A 15148-nucleotide genomic window follows, 5' to 3' on the forward strand; every position below is an offset into this window, starting at 1 on the left:
TTTGCTTTGTTTTACTGCTTCTCAGTTAACAATGGCACAAACTTATTTTTCTGATGATTTCTCTTCAGGTGATTTAACTTCATGGACTTTAACAGATTCTGATGGAGACACATTTAATTGGAACATTGCAAACTTAGAAGCTGTACAAGCTGAACATGCTACTTCAGCCTCTTGGGATGGTACTGCAGGACCTTTAAATCCTGACAACTGGATGGTTTCACCAGCAATTGATTTATCTAGTGCTGTAGGGAACGTCTTTCTTCAATGGAAAGCATATGCGCAAGATCAAGATTGGGCTGCAGAGAACTACACAGTTTATGTAGCTACTGCTTCTGACATTGCAACTTTAGGTGCTTCAACAACTTCATTTAATGAAGTCGTAGGAACATCAGCAGCATATGTAGATAGAAACATAAATGTTACATCATACGTTGGTCAAACAATTTATGTTGCTTTCAGACACCATAATGTTTCTGATCAATTTCGTTTAAATATTGACGATGTAACAGTAAGAAGTGTAAACGATGATGATGCTGAATTAGCAAGTATTAATATTCCTCGTTATGGCTTAGTGAGCACTAGTTATCCTTTCGAAATTACAGTAAATAATACAGGAGGAAATAGCATTACATCTTTAGACATTACATGGACAGATGGTACTGAAACTAATTCTGCTACAATTACAACTAATATTGCTGGAGGAGCAACTACAACTATTACGCATCCAGATGCAATTAATTATAGTACAACAGTAGAAAAAAACATTACAGCTACTATTACTATGGTTAACGGAGTTGCAGATTCAAACCCAACTAATAACATGCAAACTGTAATGTTTAATACAATGACCCAATCTGGAACAAAAGCAGTTCTTATTGAAGAATCTACAGGAACATGGTGTGGTTGGTGCCCTAGAGGAACCGTAGGTCTAGACTATATGACTACAACATATCCAGACAACGTCGTTGGTATAGCTGTTCACAATGGTGACCCAATGACTGTTTCGGAATATGATACTGCTTTAGTAAATGTTATTGGAACAGGATGGCCAAATGCTGGAGCTGACAGAAAACTACTAGGCATAGACCCTGGACAATCGTCTTTACAAGCTGGATATGACACTCAAATAACAGAAGTTGTACCCGTAGATTTAACAGTTGGCGCTACACAAACAGGAGACAACTTATCTATTACTGCTAATGCTAATTTTTACACTGCATTTAGTGCTGCCAGCTTTAGATTAGGCGCTATCATTACTGAAGACAACGTTACTGGTACAACTAGTGGCTACAACCAAACCAATTACTATTCTGGTGGAGGTAGTGGAGCAATGGGTGGATATGAAAACTTACCAGAATCTGTGCCAGCAGCACAAATGGTCTACAACCATGTTGGTAGAGCTTTATTAGGAGGATTTGATGGCCAACCAAACTCTGTGCCTGCCGTAATTAATGGTGGAGATACTGCTTCTTATACTTTTAGCTACACAATTCCTGCCACAAGTAATGCTGCTGATTTACATATTGTAGTGGTTTTAATAGACACTACTGATGGTAGTATTGTTAGTGCTAAACAAAGTACGGTTGCTCAAGCTCTAAGTGTTGAGGAAGTTTCAGGAATCGATTCAATTAAACTATACCCTAATCCTGCAACAGATAAAATCAATATTGCATTCCAAGAAGGAAATGGAGATTATAAAGTAACTGTTACAGATATGCTAGGTAGAACTGTTATAATGAACAATTATGAAGGTTTATTTGGTTCTCAAAATATAGAATTACCAATATCTCAGCTAAAATCTGGACACTATATCATGCAAATAATAAATGGCAGTAAGTCTTACAGCTCTAAATTTGTAGTAAATAAGTAAACTAAATAATTTAATAAAAAAGGGAAGTTCTTATTAAAAGACTTCCTTTTTTATACTAAGTTTTAAAACTCGTATCTTTGAAACTGACCATATATTCAAATTAATAAAAAAACTATGAAGAAAAAACTACTTTTTATGAGCCTATTTTTAATCTCTTTTGTTTCATTCGCTCAATTTGAAGTTAGAGACAAAAGTGATGACAGCTTATTAACGGATGGACAAATTGTTTCATTTTCTGAAGCTGGTTGCGAATATGCTGACCCTTGCAATTTTAAGTTTAAAGTAATTAACACCTCTAGTGAAGATTTCTATATGAAAATTTTTGTCGATAATCTTACAGGTACAGATGGATCAGATTTTCAGTTATGTTTTGCTACTGTTTGCTTAAATAGTGTTGAACTTAATAGTGGATACCCAAGTACGGCTGCATTAATTTCTGCAGGATCAACTAATAGTATAGGTAATAATTTTTGGAATCAAAATGATAGCGCTACAACAACACCTATGAGTTGGACTTTTAGATTTCAACAATTAGATGCAAGTGGAAACAATACAGGAACACCATTAAGTGTTACTTATAATTTTAACCCTTCATTAAGCATTGATAACTCTGAGTTATCATCTTTAGAGGTTTATCCGACAAGCGTTAAGAATGAATTAAATGTTTCTTCTAACGAAGATTTATCCGTTGAAATTTATGACTTATTAGGAAGAAGTGTAAAGCAAACAAATATTATTTCTGGAGGTGACACCATTGACATTTCAGATTTATCTGCTCAACCTTACATCATAAGATTTACTAATGAGTTTGGTGATACTATTACTAAAAAGATTGTAAAAAAATAACTAGATTATTTTTTATAAAAAAACCGTTTGATTAATTTCAAACGGTTTTTTTATGTCCAATTTTTAATATAGAGATTGAGGCGTTAGGTTATTTATATACAGGCCTAATTTTTCTATATACTTACTACTATAATTGCCACCATCCAAATTTTCTTCAGCAAAGAGTATTGTTTCGTCCTTATGTCCTTTTATAGTAACTGATAATTTATCTATTTCTTTATTTAAGATAATGTAAGATACTCGCTGATCATAAGTACTTTTCCCAGAAATAAAAACAACACCAGATTCTAATTTATTATTTTTAAATATTGCTTTATGCTGTTCTTTGCCACTCTCATCATATCTAATAACTTTTCCATTAATATAATAATTATCAACCGTATACTTTAATCGTTTTTTGTCTGAATCTTTATGATATGCAATAGTTTCTATCTTTTTGCCATTTTCAAACGTAGAAACACGTTTTCCTGTTTCATCAAAAGAAACTCTTTGCGTTAAAAGACCATTACTATAAGTTTCTTCAGTTGGCTTACTATTATAACCAGCAGCTATTATTTTTACGCCTTCGAAGGGTAAATCATTTTTGTAAATTAAAGTTGAAGTTTCATTTCCTTCCTTATCAAAATACACAGCTTTTCCGTTCAATACATCGTTTTGATATGTTTGAGAATATTTTAGTTGACCTAAATAATTGTAAGTTTTAAAAACACCCTCTCTTTTATCATTAACGTATTGACCTTCTTCAAAAACTTTATCTTGGTTATAATCAAACTTTTGATAAATTCCATTACGTTTTCCTTCTTTAATAGTATACTTTAGATGTGAATTATAATCATAAACGGTTCCATCCCAAGGATGACCATCTTTATAGATTGCCTTAGCAAAAACTTCTCCATTTCTTAAATAAGATGTTGCACAACAATTAACATCGGTCTCTTCAATTAGAACAGGATTAATTTCGTCATAAGATCTATTTAATCCATAATCATATTTTTTAGACTTAATTAAAGTTCCATTATTTACCTCTTTAACTAACTGCACAATATTAGACTCATAAAAAAACTCATACATTATACCAGTCTTCTTAACATAATCATAGGTACCAATAAGTTCGCTTTTTTCATTAAAGAATTTTCCGAGCTTTTTATCATAGCCATTATATTGAATATCGCTCTGTTTAGAACCATTACTATAGTAAATAATCTCTCTATATTTATTATAACTACCACTTTTAAAATACTCAGTATGTTTAAACTTTATTTTTTCATTTTCCTTTTTCTTTTTAATTCTAAAAACAGTTCTTTCTATAACATAACCATCTTCATAGGTTTCAATACTAGAAATATCTGTATCATAGCCTGAATAAAAACGCATACCATTCATAGGTTTACCATATTGGTTGACAAACTCTAATTCTAAACTCCCTAAGATGTTTCCTTCTTTATCAAAATAGGTTTCTTCTTCTTTTGTCTTTTCACTAAAAACGAGTTTTGTTTTAGGATAATAATTAACCTCTTTTATTAGTTCACCTTCTTTATAAGTTGCCTTTCTATCTCCAACAATTTCAGTTCCAGTTAATGGGTAATAATCATTATAAGTCATACGAGCAATTTCCTTACCAGATTCGTTATAACTTATTTGAATTTCTTTTTTATTATCAATATATGTATTTATCGATTTTACTTTACCATTTTCATAGTAAAGCTCTTCCTTTTGCAATTTTCCGTCTTTGTAGGTTCTTATTGAAGTAATAGTAACCGGAGATCCACTATAATCATAAGAAAAATTATATTCTGAACCATTCTCTGCCTTTAAATAGTTGTTTTGCATAGTATAGGTAACACTTCCTAATTCATCACCTTCAATTGTGTAATATGTATTTTTAATCTCTGGCTCTAACTCAAACTTTGTTCTAATTTGACCATTATCATAGAAAAAAGTTTCTCCAAGCATATAGTCATAAGGATAATATCTAATTTGTTTTACGCGCATTGGGTTATAGTAATAATACACCTCTACACCTTTATTATAACCATTTCCAACTCGTTCTAGCTTGCCTAATAGCTCTCCTTTATCGTTATAGTATTTAGAGAGAAAACGACTGCCATTTATAACACTATAATTTTCGTAACGCACACCATTAATATCGCCATCATATACAATATCTTTTAGTGTATCGTTTTTAATTTCGGTATAATATTTATTTCTACCTTGACCTCTATTCATTGCACCTTCTTTAAAATAGCCGTCTTTATAAATCGCAACTAATTTTTTGTCATTAAGAAAGGAAATAAACTCACCTTCTATTCTATTATTTTTATAATTTCCACTTTGATACAATTTACCATCTTCGTTATACCAACTCACAACACCATGCCAAATCGCCTTATCTGAACTTTTAGACAATCCACTCATTTGTAATTGACCAGAAGCATAATAATCCTCAATGCGAAATAAATCACCTTCTTTTTTAATTGGTGTACGATAAAAAGCAGCACTATCCTTCACTGTTTCCTTCCAATCTATATTATAGTATATTGTGTCTTGTTGTGCACTTAGAGTTAATGACTGTAGAGCAACAACGAAAAGTAACATGAAGGATTGCAAAGTTTTTTTAGAAAATAGAATCATAATAAAATTATTATTTAAATAAAACAAACACTTCAAAAAAACAGTATTAACTAGTATTATATCTTACTATAATGTACTGTTTTTCAAAGTATAAATCTCGTAATAAGTTGCACTATAAACTACCCTGTTTTCAGGGTTTTTGAATATGCCGTAAACGACCTAAACTGAATACATAAATTATTAGGCCTTATGTTTTAGAGGAAGGTGAATCACTTTTTTAGTTTCAAAAAATGGTTCTTCAAAATAATCAGATAACAAAAATGCCTTTACGGTTTTGTATTGCTTTAACTCTTCAGTTAAATCACCTCCTTTTAAGTAAAGTATCCCGTTTTTTAATTCATTTTTCTGAGTTTTGGCCACTTTTCCTTTTACCCAAGTCGTAAACTCTGGCATTGTTGTAACAGCTCTACTTACAATAAAATCGAATGTTTCATCAATAGCTTCGACTCTACTATGTGTCGTTTTTACATTAGTAAGTTCAATGGCCTCAGCAACAGCATTAATTACTTTTAGTTTTTTATTTATACTATCTACCAAATGAAATTTACATTCTGGAAAAAGAATAGCCAATGGCACTCCAGGAAATCCACCACCTGTACCAACGTCTAGAATAGACGAACCGTCTGCGAAATTCATAACTTTAGCTATCCCTAAAGAATGCAAAACATGCCTTAGATAAAGCTCATCTATATCTTTTCTAGAAATCACATTTATTTTGCTATTCCAGTCTTTATACAACGCTTCTAATGCTGTAAATTGTTGAATTTGAGTTTCGGTTAGATTTGGGAAATATTTTAGGATGAACTCCATAACTTTATTTTTTTTCAAAAATACTCAAATTTAAACAGTATTATTTATTGTATTCTCTCATGTTGCGTTTTAATTATTAACTATCTTTGTTACGTTATAATGATTTCAAATCCCTTACGTTATAACTATAATAAACAATAAACTAATGGCACAACAAACAGTAAAATTCTCTAGAACAGATTCAGCAAAGTTCTTTAGAACCCTTAACAAACGCGTTAACAATTACTTCAAAGAAAATAATATAAAAAAAACAGGAAACTGGAAACTTTACTTAAAGGCTGTAATAATGTTTACCTTATTACTTGGCCCTTTGATTGTATTGTTAACCGTAGACAATATACCTGGATGGTTACAAATTATATCTATGATGGTCATAGGTATCGGAATGGCAGGTGTTGGAATGAATGTAATGCATGATGCTAACCATGGCTCATTTTCTAGTAAAAAATGGGTAAACAAACTTATGGGTAGCAGCATACATATTTTGGCTGGTAACGATTACAACTGGAAAGTACAACACAACGTATTACACCATACTTATACTAATATCCAAGGTCATGATGAAGATATTGATGCAGGTAGAATTATTCGTTTTTCTAAACATGCTAAATGGTTAAAAATCCACAAATACCAAAAGTATTATGCCTTTTTGTTATACGGATTACTAACTGTAAACTGGGCTATTACAACAGATTTTAAACAAACGTACCAATACCTTAAGAGAAAATTATCTTATGGTGACTTTCCTAATCCTGCGACGCAATGGACAAAATTAATTATTGGTAAAATAATATACTATTCTATCTGGGTGGTTTTACCTTTAGTTTTAGGTTACACTTGGTGGCAAGTATTAATTGGTTTTCTAATTATGCATTATACAGCCGGAATGATTTTAAGTGTTGTATTTCAATTAGCGCATGTAATGCCAAATACAGAAATGCCGTTACCAGATGAAGATGGAAACATGAAAAACACTTGGGCAATTCACCAACTGTTTACAACCTCAAATTTCTCACCTAAAAGCTGGATTGTAGAGTTTTACACAGGTGGTTTAAACAGACAAGTTGAGCACCATCTATTCTCAAACATAAGCCACGTTCATTATAAAAACATAGCAAAAATAGTAAGAGAAACTGCTCATGAATTTAGTTTACCTTACAACGAATACAACTCTATGTGGACGGCTATTACAGAGCATTACCATCAACTAAAACAATTAGGTAAAAAGCCAAATATGGCTTAATACAATTCGCAGAATAAAACCAACACAATAACATGAACCAACTTTCGGATAGAATTAACAACCTAGCCACATCAGCAACGCTTGCCATGGCAGCAAAAGCTAGAGAATTACGCGCAGAAGGAAAAGATATCATTGGATTAAGTCTAGGTGAGCCAGACTTTAATACCCCTGATTTTATTAAGACTGCAGCAATAGAAGCCATAAACCAAAACTATAACAGTTATACACCTGTTGATGGTTATGTAGATTTAAAACAAGCTATTATTACAAAATTTAAACGTGATAATAACCTCAACTATACCTTACCACAAATCGTAGTTTCTACAGGTGCAAAACAGGCTTTAGCCAATATTGCGTCAGTAATGTTAAATGCTGGAGACGAAGTTATTTTACCTTGTCCTTATTGGGTAAGTTATAGTGATATTATAAAATTATGTGATGGTGTTCCAGTAGAAGTGCAAACTTCTATTGAAAACGATTTTAAAATGACAGCCGAACAATTGGAAGCTGCCATTACACCAAAAACAAAAATGATTTGGTATAGCTCTCCTTGTAACCCAAGTGGTTCTGTTTATAGTAAAGAAGAGTTAAGAGCGTTAGCAGATGTATTACAAAAGTATCCTAATATCTATGTGGTTTCAGATGAAATCTACGAACATATTAATTTTGTAGGAGGTCATTTTAGTATCGCTGAGTTTGATGACATGTACGATAGAACAATTACTGTAAATGGCGTTTCTAAAGCTTTCGCTATGACAGGTTGGAGAATCGGTTATATTGGTGCACCAGACTGGATTGCTAGGGCTTGTAACAAAATGCAAGGACAAATTACTAGTGGAGCAAATTGTATAGCACAGCGTGCTGTAATAACAGCTTTGGAAGCTGATCCATCTAGCATCAAATATATGGTGGATGAATTTAAGGAAAGACGTAAACTTATCTTGAATTTATTAAGCGATATTGAAGGGTTTAAAACTAATGAGCCAGAAGGCGCTTTTTATGTTTTCCCTAATATTTCTGCTTATTTCGGAAAGACAATTAAAGGTAAAACAATTAAAAATGCTTCAGACTTTTCTCTATTTTTATTAGAAGAAGCTTTAGTTGCAACCGTTACAGGTGAAGCTTTTGGAAATCCAGAGTGTATTAGAATCTCTTATGCAGCATCTCAAGAACAAATTACAGAAGCTATTAAACGTATCAAAACTGCTTTGAGTTAAAATCGCGTTTTTAAAAGACCTTTCTATTTAAAGAAAGGTCTTTTTTATTTTATGGTTATCCAAACCAAAAACGATAGAATAAGTAAAGTTAAAACTATGACCTTTAGCCATAATATTTGGTTATTCTTTTTCATCTTTTTTCTTATCTCATTTAATATCTCTGGTGTTGCTTCAGGGAAGTCATATTCTGGTTTTTCTATAGAGATATTTCTACCATATCTCTTCTTAAACTTTTGCCTTTTAGAACGCAAATTGTCATTGTTCCTTAAAGTAGTTATCATAGTCTGTACTACACCAAAACTCATAAGTTTAAATTTTTAACGATTATATAGTAATCAGTTCAATAATTCCATCCGTAGCATAAAAAAAGCCACACAGAATTAATATAAATAAAATAACAGAAAGCAATATCACTTTGAGCATTCTGATTTTACGTTCTTCTTTTAAACGATTTCTTAAATCCTTTAATTGCTTAGTTGTAGCTTTAGGTAAGTTATATTCTGTTTTTCTCTCAGGATTATATCCACCAAGTCTATTCTTTAACTTATCGCGTTTAGAAAGCAAATTCAGATTATTTCTAACGCTAATGTTCATTGCACCTGCTGACATAATTTCTAAGATTTAAAAAGTTAAGAAAATAAACGAAGTATTTACAACAACATATTTTAAACATGCTGCTACAGAAATAAAAGGCACATATAAATGTGCCAGTTGAAAGTTCGAAATAATCTGTTATTTGTTTTTAGAAAATAGCAATTAATACCATGGCAAATACAGATAATTTTAAGATAGCTGCTGTATGGTCTACCATTTTAAATTGAGAAGACTTTAAACGTTGTCTAATCCCAAAGATTGATTTTTTAGTTGACTTTCTAAAATTTTGCTTTACAATAGATTTGTAATTAGAATTTAATAAGCCATGCGATGTAAATGAAGTTACCTCAATGGGTTCTGGCACTGATTCTAATGTTGTGTTTAATACTAATTCCATGATTGATGATTTTAATTGGTTATACAAGTAAGACGTACAATTAACTAAAATGTTACACCATGCATCTCAACTATAGTAAAGAACACAAGCTTATCACACATTAAAACACCACTATTAATATAGGCTAGCTGTAATTTAAAAAAGAATAAAAAAAAATTGAAATTTTATCTATTTCTCCAAAAGAAAGGTGTCAATAATATTAAAACTGTAAACAATTCTAATCGACCAATAAGCATTAAAAAGGAAGCCCACCATTTTCCTAAAGCTGGTAATGCAGAATAATTATTTACAGGTCCAAAATCTCCCAAAGCCGGTCCAACGTTCCCTAAACTTGAAGCTGAAAGTCCTATTGCAGATTCAAAATCCATTTGAAACATAGAAAACACCAATGCACCAACAATAAAAGATAACATATAAAGAATAAAGAAACCTAAAACATTAAATACAATATCTTTAGAAACAGATTTCCCGTTATATCTTACAGGTATAATAGCATTTGGATGAAGAGCTCTTTTAAATTCTAGAAAACTATTCTTAATTAAAATTAACTGACGCATTACTTTAACACCACCAGATGTGCTACCTGCAGAACCTCCTAAAAACATTAAACCAAAAAAGAAAACTGTTAAAAATGGTGTCCACAAGGTATAATCAGCAGAAACAAAACCAGTGGTTGTAATAACAGTTAAAACTTGAAACAATGCATGTCTTATAGCACTTTCTGCTTCACCTAAAACCATTGGATGATCAATTGAAGACAAGGACACATCTGCTCTAAAATATATTAACACAGCTGCAATAGCAGTAAATACAATAATAAAGGTAGAGTATAATTTAAACTCTTCATCCTTCAGTATTTTACCAACTTTACCTTTAAATAAGTAATAACTCAATACAAAGTTAGTACCAGCCAAAAACATAAAGAATATAATAATGTATTGTATTGCCGGATTATCGTTCCAATAGGCAACACTCGCGTTTTTAGTAGAGAATCCTCCTGTAGATAACGTACTCAAAGCATGGTTAATAGCATCAAAGAAAGACATACCTGCTATTTGCAATAAAATGGTTTCTGCCGCTGTATAACCAAAGTATATTAACCATAAACGTTTTGCTGTATCTGTAATCCTTGGATGTAATTTATCAGCACTAGGACCAGGCGCTTCAGCCGCAAACAATTGCATACCTCCAACACCTAACAAAGGCAAAATAGCAATAGCCAAAACTATAATTCCCATCCCACCAATCCAATGAGTTATACTTCTCCAAAATAAAACACCTTTTGGTACAATTTCAATATCATTTAAAATACTTGCACCTGTTGTGGTATAACCAGACATGGTTTCGAAAAAAGCATCTGTAAATGAAGGAATCGCCTCTGTAACTATATAAGGTAATGTACCTGACAAGGACATAACAATCCAACCAAAAGCAACTACTATATAACCCTCGCGCTTATTCATTTCCTTACGATGGTCTCTTGTTCTATACATCGTAACAGCACCAATACCTAATGTTGTAAGACCTGCTGTTAAGAGCTGAAGGGTTACACCATCTTCATAAATAAGACTGATTAATGTTGAAATTAACATAAAACCACCATTAAATAATAATAGTAATCCTAAAAAGTGAAAGATGATTTTATAATTGAGTTTTATACGAGACATAGTGTTATCAATTAAGCGAAAAATGTTTCTACTTTAGAAATAGAACGCGGTAAACAACAAACTACAACACGATCACCTACATCTATTTTGAAATTACCTAATGGAATTACCCCTTTACCGTCTCTAATAACGCCTCCAAAAATGGCGGATTTAGGAAAATTTAAATCCTTAATCAGTTTATTAGTAATTTTAGAATGCGGTTTTACTACAAACTCTAATAATTCAGCATTCATGTTAGTAAGCTTAGTCATCGCAACAACCTCACCTTTTCTAATATATCTAAAAATGTTATTTGCAGCCAGTAACTTTTTATTAATCAATGTATCAATACCTATAGATTGCGATAGTTGATAATAATCCATATTTTCTACCAAAGCAATCGTCTTTTTCACACCTTTAGACTTAGCTAAAAGGCAAGACATAATGTTGGTTTCAGAATTACCTGTTACGGCAATAAAAGCATCCATATCAGAAATATTTTCCTCTTCTAATATTTCAACATTTCTTCCATCTCCACAAATCACTAATGCGTTTGGTAATTCTTCTGCTAAATCTTCCGCAACACTTCTTTTGCTTTCTACAATCTTAACATTAAACTTACTTGCGCAAAGGTCCTTGGCCGTTTTATAACCAATTTGACTTCCGCCAAGAATCATAATATTTTTAATTTCCACCTTTACCTTTCCAGATAGTTCAAATAATTCTTCATCACCACCTTCTGAAGTCATGAAAACAACTTTATCACCTTCTTTAAAAATGGTATCTCCTCTAGGAATAATAGTGTATTGTGTTCCTAAACGTTGAATAGCAATAGGTATAAAGTGTAATTCGGAATATAATTCTGCCGCTTGTTTTACGGTCTTATCTACAAACGTTGCTGTTCTAGAAATACGCAAACCTAACATTGTTAGTGCACCTCCTTCAAATTCATAAGTATCATTAAAACCATATTGATTTAGAAGTAATTCAATTTCTGAGGCTGCTAAAGATTCTGGTGAAATTAACTCATCAATTCCTATTTTAGAAAACCCAACAGTCTCCTTATGTTCTATAAATTCTGTATTAGAGATACGAGCAATAGTACGCCTTGCACCCAATTGTTTGGCTAATACACAAGCTGTAATATTTGTAGTTTCTGAGGATGTTACTGCAATAAACAAACCTGCAGTTTCAATACGAGCATCTCGTAAAACTTCAATGGAAGTTGCATCACCTTTTATAGTTCTAATATCCAGGTGATTCCCTGCATATCCTAAACTATCCTTTTTTGTATCGATTAAAGTGATTTCTTGTGATTCGTAAGAAAGGAGTTTCGCCAAATGAAATCCTACTTCACCTGCACCTGCGATAATTATTTTCATTGTATCTCGTTGAAATAAGCATGCAAATATACTTATAAGTTACAAGTTAATAACTGCCAAGACTATTTAAAGTTATGAGGTCTAACTAAAAGTTCTAAAATATTAAAGGATTTAAATAAATCTCTAATAAGGCTAGAGTTAAATTTGACGAGAACGCTATTCTATTCAATTTTTAATTTAGAAATCGTAATATTTTATTCTAAACTTTAAATACCTACTACTTTAGCTACTTGTAACTAATCCGTATATTTGCCAAAAATTTTTATGGCCGAAAAAATAAATCCATATAAGGACAGTGACCAATCTAAAAAGGTTCAGGTTACTAAAATGTTCGATACTATATCTAAAGAATACGATGGTTTAAATCGTGTAATTTCCTTTGGAATAGATGTAAAATGGAGAAAAAAGGTTGTTGACCTTGTTGCTAAAAATAACCCTAAAAACATCTTAGACATTGCTACCGGAACAGGAGATTTAGCTATTAATCTTGCCTTTACAAATGCTAAAGAAATTGTAGGTTTAGATATTAGCGATGGCATGCTAGAAGTTGGAAGACAAAAAATTAAAGATAAAAACCTAGATAACATTATCTCAATGGTTATTGGTGACTCTGAAGATTTACCTTTTGAAGACAATACCTTTGATGCTATAACAGTTTCTTTTGGTGTACGTAATTTTGAAAATTTAGAAAAAGGTTTAGCTGAAATTTTAAGAGTCCTTAAACCAAATGGCATTTTTGTTATTCTTGAAACTTCTGTACCTACAAACCCTATTTACAAATTTGGCTATAAAGCATATTCCAAACTTATTTTACCAACTATAGGAAAGCTCTTTTCTAAAGACCGTGTTGCTTATAAATATCTTAGCGAATCTGCTTCTGTTTTTCCTTACGGAAAAGCTTTAAACAATATTTTATCTAAAATTGGGTTTATAAATGTGGAGCACAAACCACAAACAATGGGAGTTGCCACAATTTACTCAGCATCTAAAGCATAATATGAAGCGTATTGTATTTTTAATAGCCATTTTATTCGCCTTTCAAAATTTGTCTGCACAAATGTTTTCGAAAGAACGCGTAGCAAATACCGTAGATAATATTGATCAAAAATTTTTAACTTGGGGTTATTTTATTGGTTATAATCAGTACGACTTTAATTTTGATTATAACGAAAACCTAAAAGATATTCAAGTTGAAACAACAGGTGGTTTTCATTTGGGTCTTATAGGTGACATGCGTATTAATGATTATCTAAATTTAAGGTTAGAACCGGGTGTTTTCTTTACCACTAGAAATTTACAATATGACGAAAGTTATTTTGAAGGTATTGATCATAACGATTCTGATTTAATAAGAGAAGTAAAATCTACGTACGTACATATTCCTTTATTATTAAAGGTTTCCACAAAACGAATTAATAATTTTAAACCTTTTATTGTTGGTGGGTTTTCTACTGCTTTAAACTTATCGAGTAATCAAGACAATCCTAACGACAACAGTTCTGGAGAATTTAGAATGACCAAAAACTCCTATTTTTATGAAATTGGTTTTGGTATAGATATGTATTTACTCTATTTTAAATTCACGCCTTCTATACGCGGTATTTTTGCAATTAATGATGAAAACATTAGAGATGCAGACCCAAATAGTCCTTGGACAAGTAATATTGCAAAAATGCAGTCTAGAGGCGTTTTTATAAACTTCACTTTTCAATAGTCCGTCGTTTAAACTCGCTTAGCACTATTGCAGCTGCATTTGCTACGTTTAAACTTTCGGTTGCTTTTAAAACTCCAAATTGAGGAATAGTTAATTTCCTATTTACTTTAGTTTTTATATTTTCAGAAATACCATTGGCTTCATTTCCTAAAACTATAATACCCTTTTGAGGTAAATCTGCTGTGTAGATATTTTCACCTTCTAATAAAGTACCAAATATGGAGACCTTTGTTGATTCTAAATAGGCGTTTAAATCTAAATATTGAATGTTAACTCTAGTTAATGACCCCATTGTAGCTTGCACCACTTTAGCGTTGTAACAATCAACGGTATTAAAACTGCAAACCAAATCTTTAATGCCATACCAATCGCAAAGTCTTATTATAGTGCCTAAGTTCCCAGGATCCCTAACATCATCTAATACCACTGTTAATCCATTTTCTTGAGATGCAATTTGCTCCGGAATTTCAAAAATTGCTAAAGCTGTATTTGGATTTTTAAGTGATGTTATCTTTTTTAATTCTGCTTCTGTGATTTCGTAAATAAGGTCTTCATCAGCTTCAAAAATAGGTTTTGTAGTGAAAAGGTTTTTCAAAACAAAATCAGACTTTAAAAATTCTGAAATTCCTTTAATACCTTCAACTATAAACAAACCATTTTGCTGCCTGTTCTTTTTTAAACTTAAACTTTTAATTAACTTTATTTGATTCTTTGATAACATTAAAATGTCTTTACATTTGTTAGACGAAACATCTAGCTTACAAAGTAAACCTTTTTTTTGAGTTTATGTCGTTTCAA

Annotated in this window: 14 protein-coding genes; 6 read left to right on the forward strand and 8 right to left on the reverse strand. The window is 31.6% G+C overall.

The annotated features are described in order from the left end of the window. The first annotated feature begins 31 nt into the window (after positions 1 to 31). Positions 32 to 1870, forward strand: coding sequence for a choice-of-anchor J domain-containing protein (locus tag Q0807_RS03850; protein WP_299106596.1), 1839 nt, complete (start codon positions 32 to 34; stop codon positions 1868 to 1870). A 114-nt stretch (positions 1871 to 1984) separates the two neighbouring features. Then, positions 1985 to 2716 carry a T9SS type A sorting domain-containing protein gene (locus tag Q0807_RS03855; RefSeq protein ID WP_299106598.1) on the forward strand — a complete coding sequence of 244 codons (732 nt, stop codon included), beginning with the start codon at positions 1985 to 1987 and terminating at the stop codon, positions 2714 to 2716. Between the two features lie 63 nt (positions 2717 to 2779). Here Q0807_RS03855 and Q0807_RS03860 read toward each other — a convergent pair whose 3' ends face one another. Together Q0807_RS03860 and rsmG are read right to left on the reverse strand one after the other, a co-directional pair. After that, entirely contained in the window at positions 2780 to 5311 is a 2532-nt protein-coding gene (locus tag Q0807_RS03860; RefSeq protein ID WP_299106600.1) for a toxin-antitoxin system YwqK family antitoxin, read from the reverse strand. Positions 5312 to 5527: 216 nt separating this feature from the next. Beyond that, entirely contained in the window at positions 5528 to 6157 is a 630-nt protein-coding gene (gene rsmG / locus Q0807_RS03865) for a 16S rRNA (guanine(527)-N(7))-methyltransferase RsmG (protein ID WP_299106982.1), read from the reverse strand. Positions 6158 to 6302: 145 nt separating this feature from the next. Here rsmG and Q0807_RS03870 point away from each other — a divergent pair, with 145 nt between their 5' ends. Continuing rightward, entirely contained in the window at positions 6303 to 7400 is a 1098-nt protein-coding gene (locus Q0807_RS03870; RefSeq protein ID WP_299106603.1) for an acyl-CoA desaturase, read from the forward strand. Between the two features lie 32 nt (positions 7401 to 7432). Then, complete coding sequence (locus Q0807_RS03875) at positions 7433 to 8617, forward strand: pyridoxal phosphate-dependent aminotransferase (RefSeq protein ID WP_299106605.1); 1185 nt, start codon at positions 7433 to 7435, stop codon at positions 8615 to 8617. Between the two features lie 44 nt (positions 8618 to 8661). Here the strand turns inward: Q0807_RS03875 and Q0807_RS03880 are convergent, their stop codons facing one another. The 5 genes from Q0807_RS03880 to trkA form a co-directional block, all read right to left on the reverse strand. Further along, positions 8662 to 8922, reverse strand: coding sequence for a hypothetical protein (locus tag Q0807_RS03880; RefSeq protein WP_299106607.1), 261 nt, complete (start codon positions 8920 to 8922; stop codon positions 8662 to 8664). A gap of 19 nt (positions 8923 to 8941) precedes the next feature. Next, positions 8942 to 9226 (reverse strand): hypothetical protein, encoded by a 285-nt coding sequence (locus Q0807_RS03885; RefSeq protein ID WP_299106609.1) that lies wholly within the window; start codon positions 9224 to 9226, stop codon positions 8942 to 8944. Between the two features lie 133 nt (positions 9227 to 9359). Further along, positions 9360 to 9608 (reverse strand): hypothetical protein, encoded by a 249-nt coding sequence (locus Q0807_RS03890; RefSeq protein ID WP_299106612.1) that lies wholly within the window; start codon positions 9606 to 9608, stop codon positions 9360 to 9362. A 164-nt stretch (positions 9609 to 9772) separates the two neighbouring features. Continuing rightward, positions 9773 to 11275: a TrkH family potassium uptake protein gene (locus tag Q0807_RS03895; protein ID WP_299106614.1), complete on the reverse strand. Its 1503-nt coding sequence runs from the start codon at positions 11273 to 11275 to the stop codon at positions 9773 to 9775. 11 nt (positions 11276 to 11286) lie between these two features. Then, positions 11287 to 12636, reverse strand: a complete 1350-nt coding sequence (trkA, locus tag Q0807_RS03900) for a Trk system potassium transporter TrkA (protein WP_299106617.1) — start codon at positions 12634 to 12636, stop codon at positions 11287 to 11289. Positions 12637 to 12900: 264 nt separating this feature from the next. Here trkA and ubiE point away from each other — a divergent pair, with 264 nt between their 5' ends. Together ubiE and Q0807_RS03910 are read left to right on the forward strand one after the other, a co-directional pair. Further along, a complete protein-coding gene (ubiE, locus tag Q0807_RS03905; RefSeq protein WP_299106619.1) occupies positions 12901 to 13632 on the forward strand; it encodes a bifunctional demethylmenaquinone methyltransferase/2-methoxy-6-polyprenyl-1,4-benzoquinol methylase UbiE in 732 nt (243 codons plus the stop codon). A 1-nt stretch (position 13633) separates the two neighbouring features. After that, positions 13634 to 14350, forward strand: coding sequence for a porin family protein (locus tag Q0807_RS03910; RefSeq protein ID WP_299106621.1), 717 nt, complete (start codon positions 13634 to 13636; stop codon positions 14348 to 14350). Here the strand turns inward: Q0807_RS03910 and Q0807_RS03915 are convergent. Continuing rightward, complete coding sequence (locus Q0807_RS03915) at positions 14337 to 15071, reverse strand: RNA methyltransferase (RefSeq protein ID WP_299106623.1); 735 nt, start codon at positions 15069 to 15071, stop codon at positions 14337 to 14339. The two genes, Q0807_RS03910 and Q0807_RS03915, sit on opposite strands and share 14 nt — an antisense overlap. Positions 15072 to 15148: the final 77 nt, after the last annotated feature.

The sequence above is a fragment of the uncultured Winogradskyella sp. genome (genome assembly GCF_947495255.1).
Lineage (GTDB): Bacteria > Bacteroidota > Bacteroidia > Flavobacteriales > Flavobacteriaceae > Winogradskyella.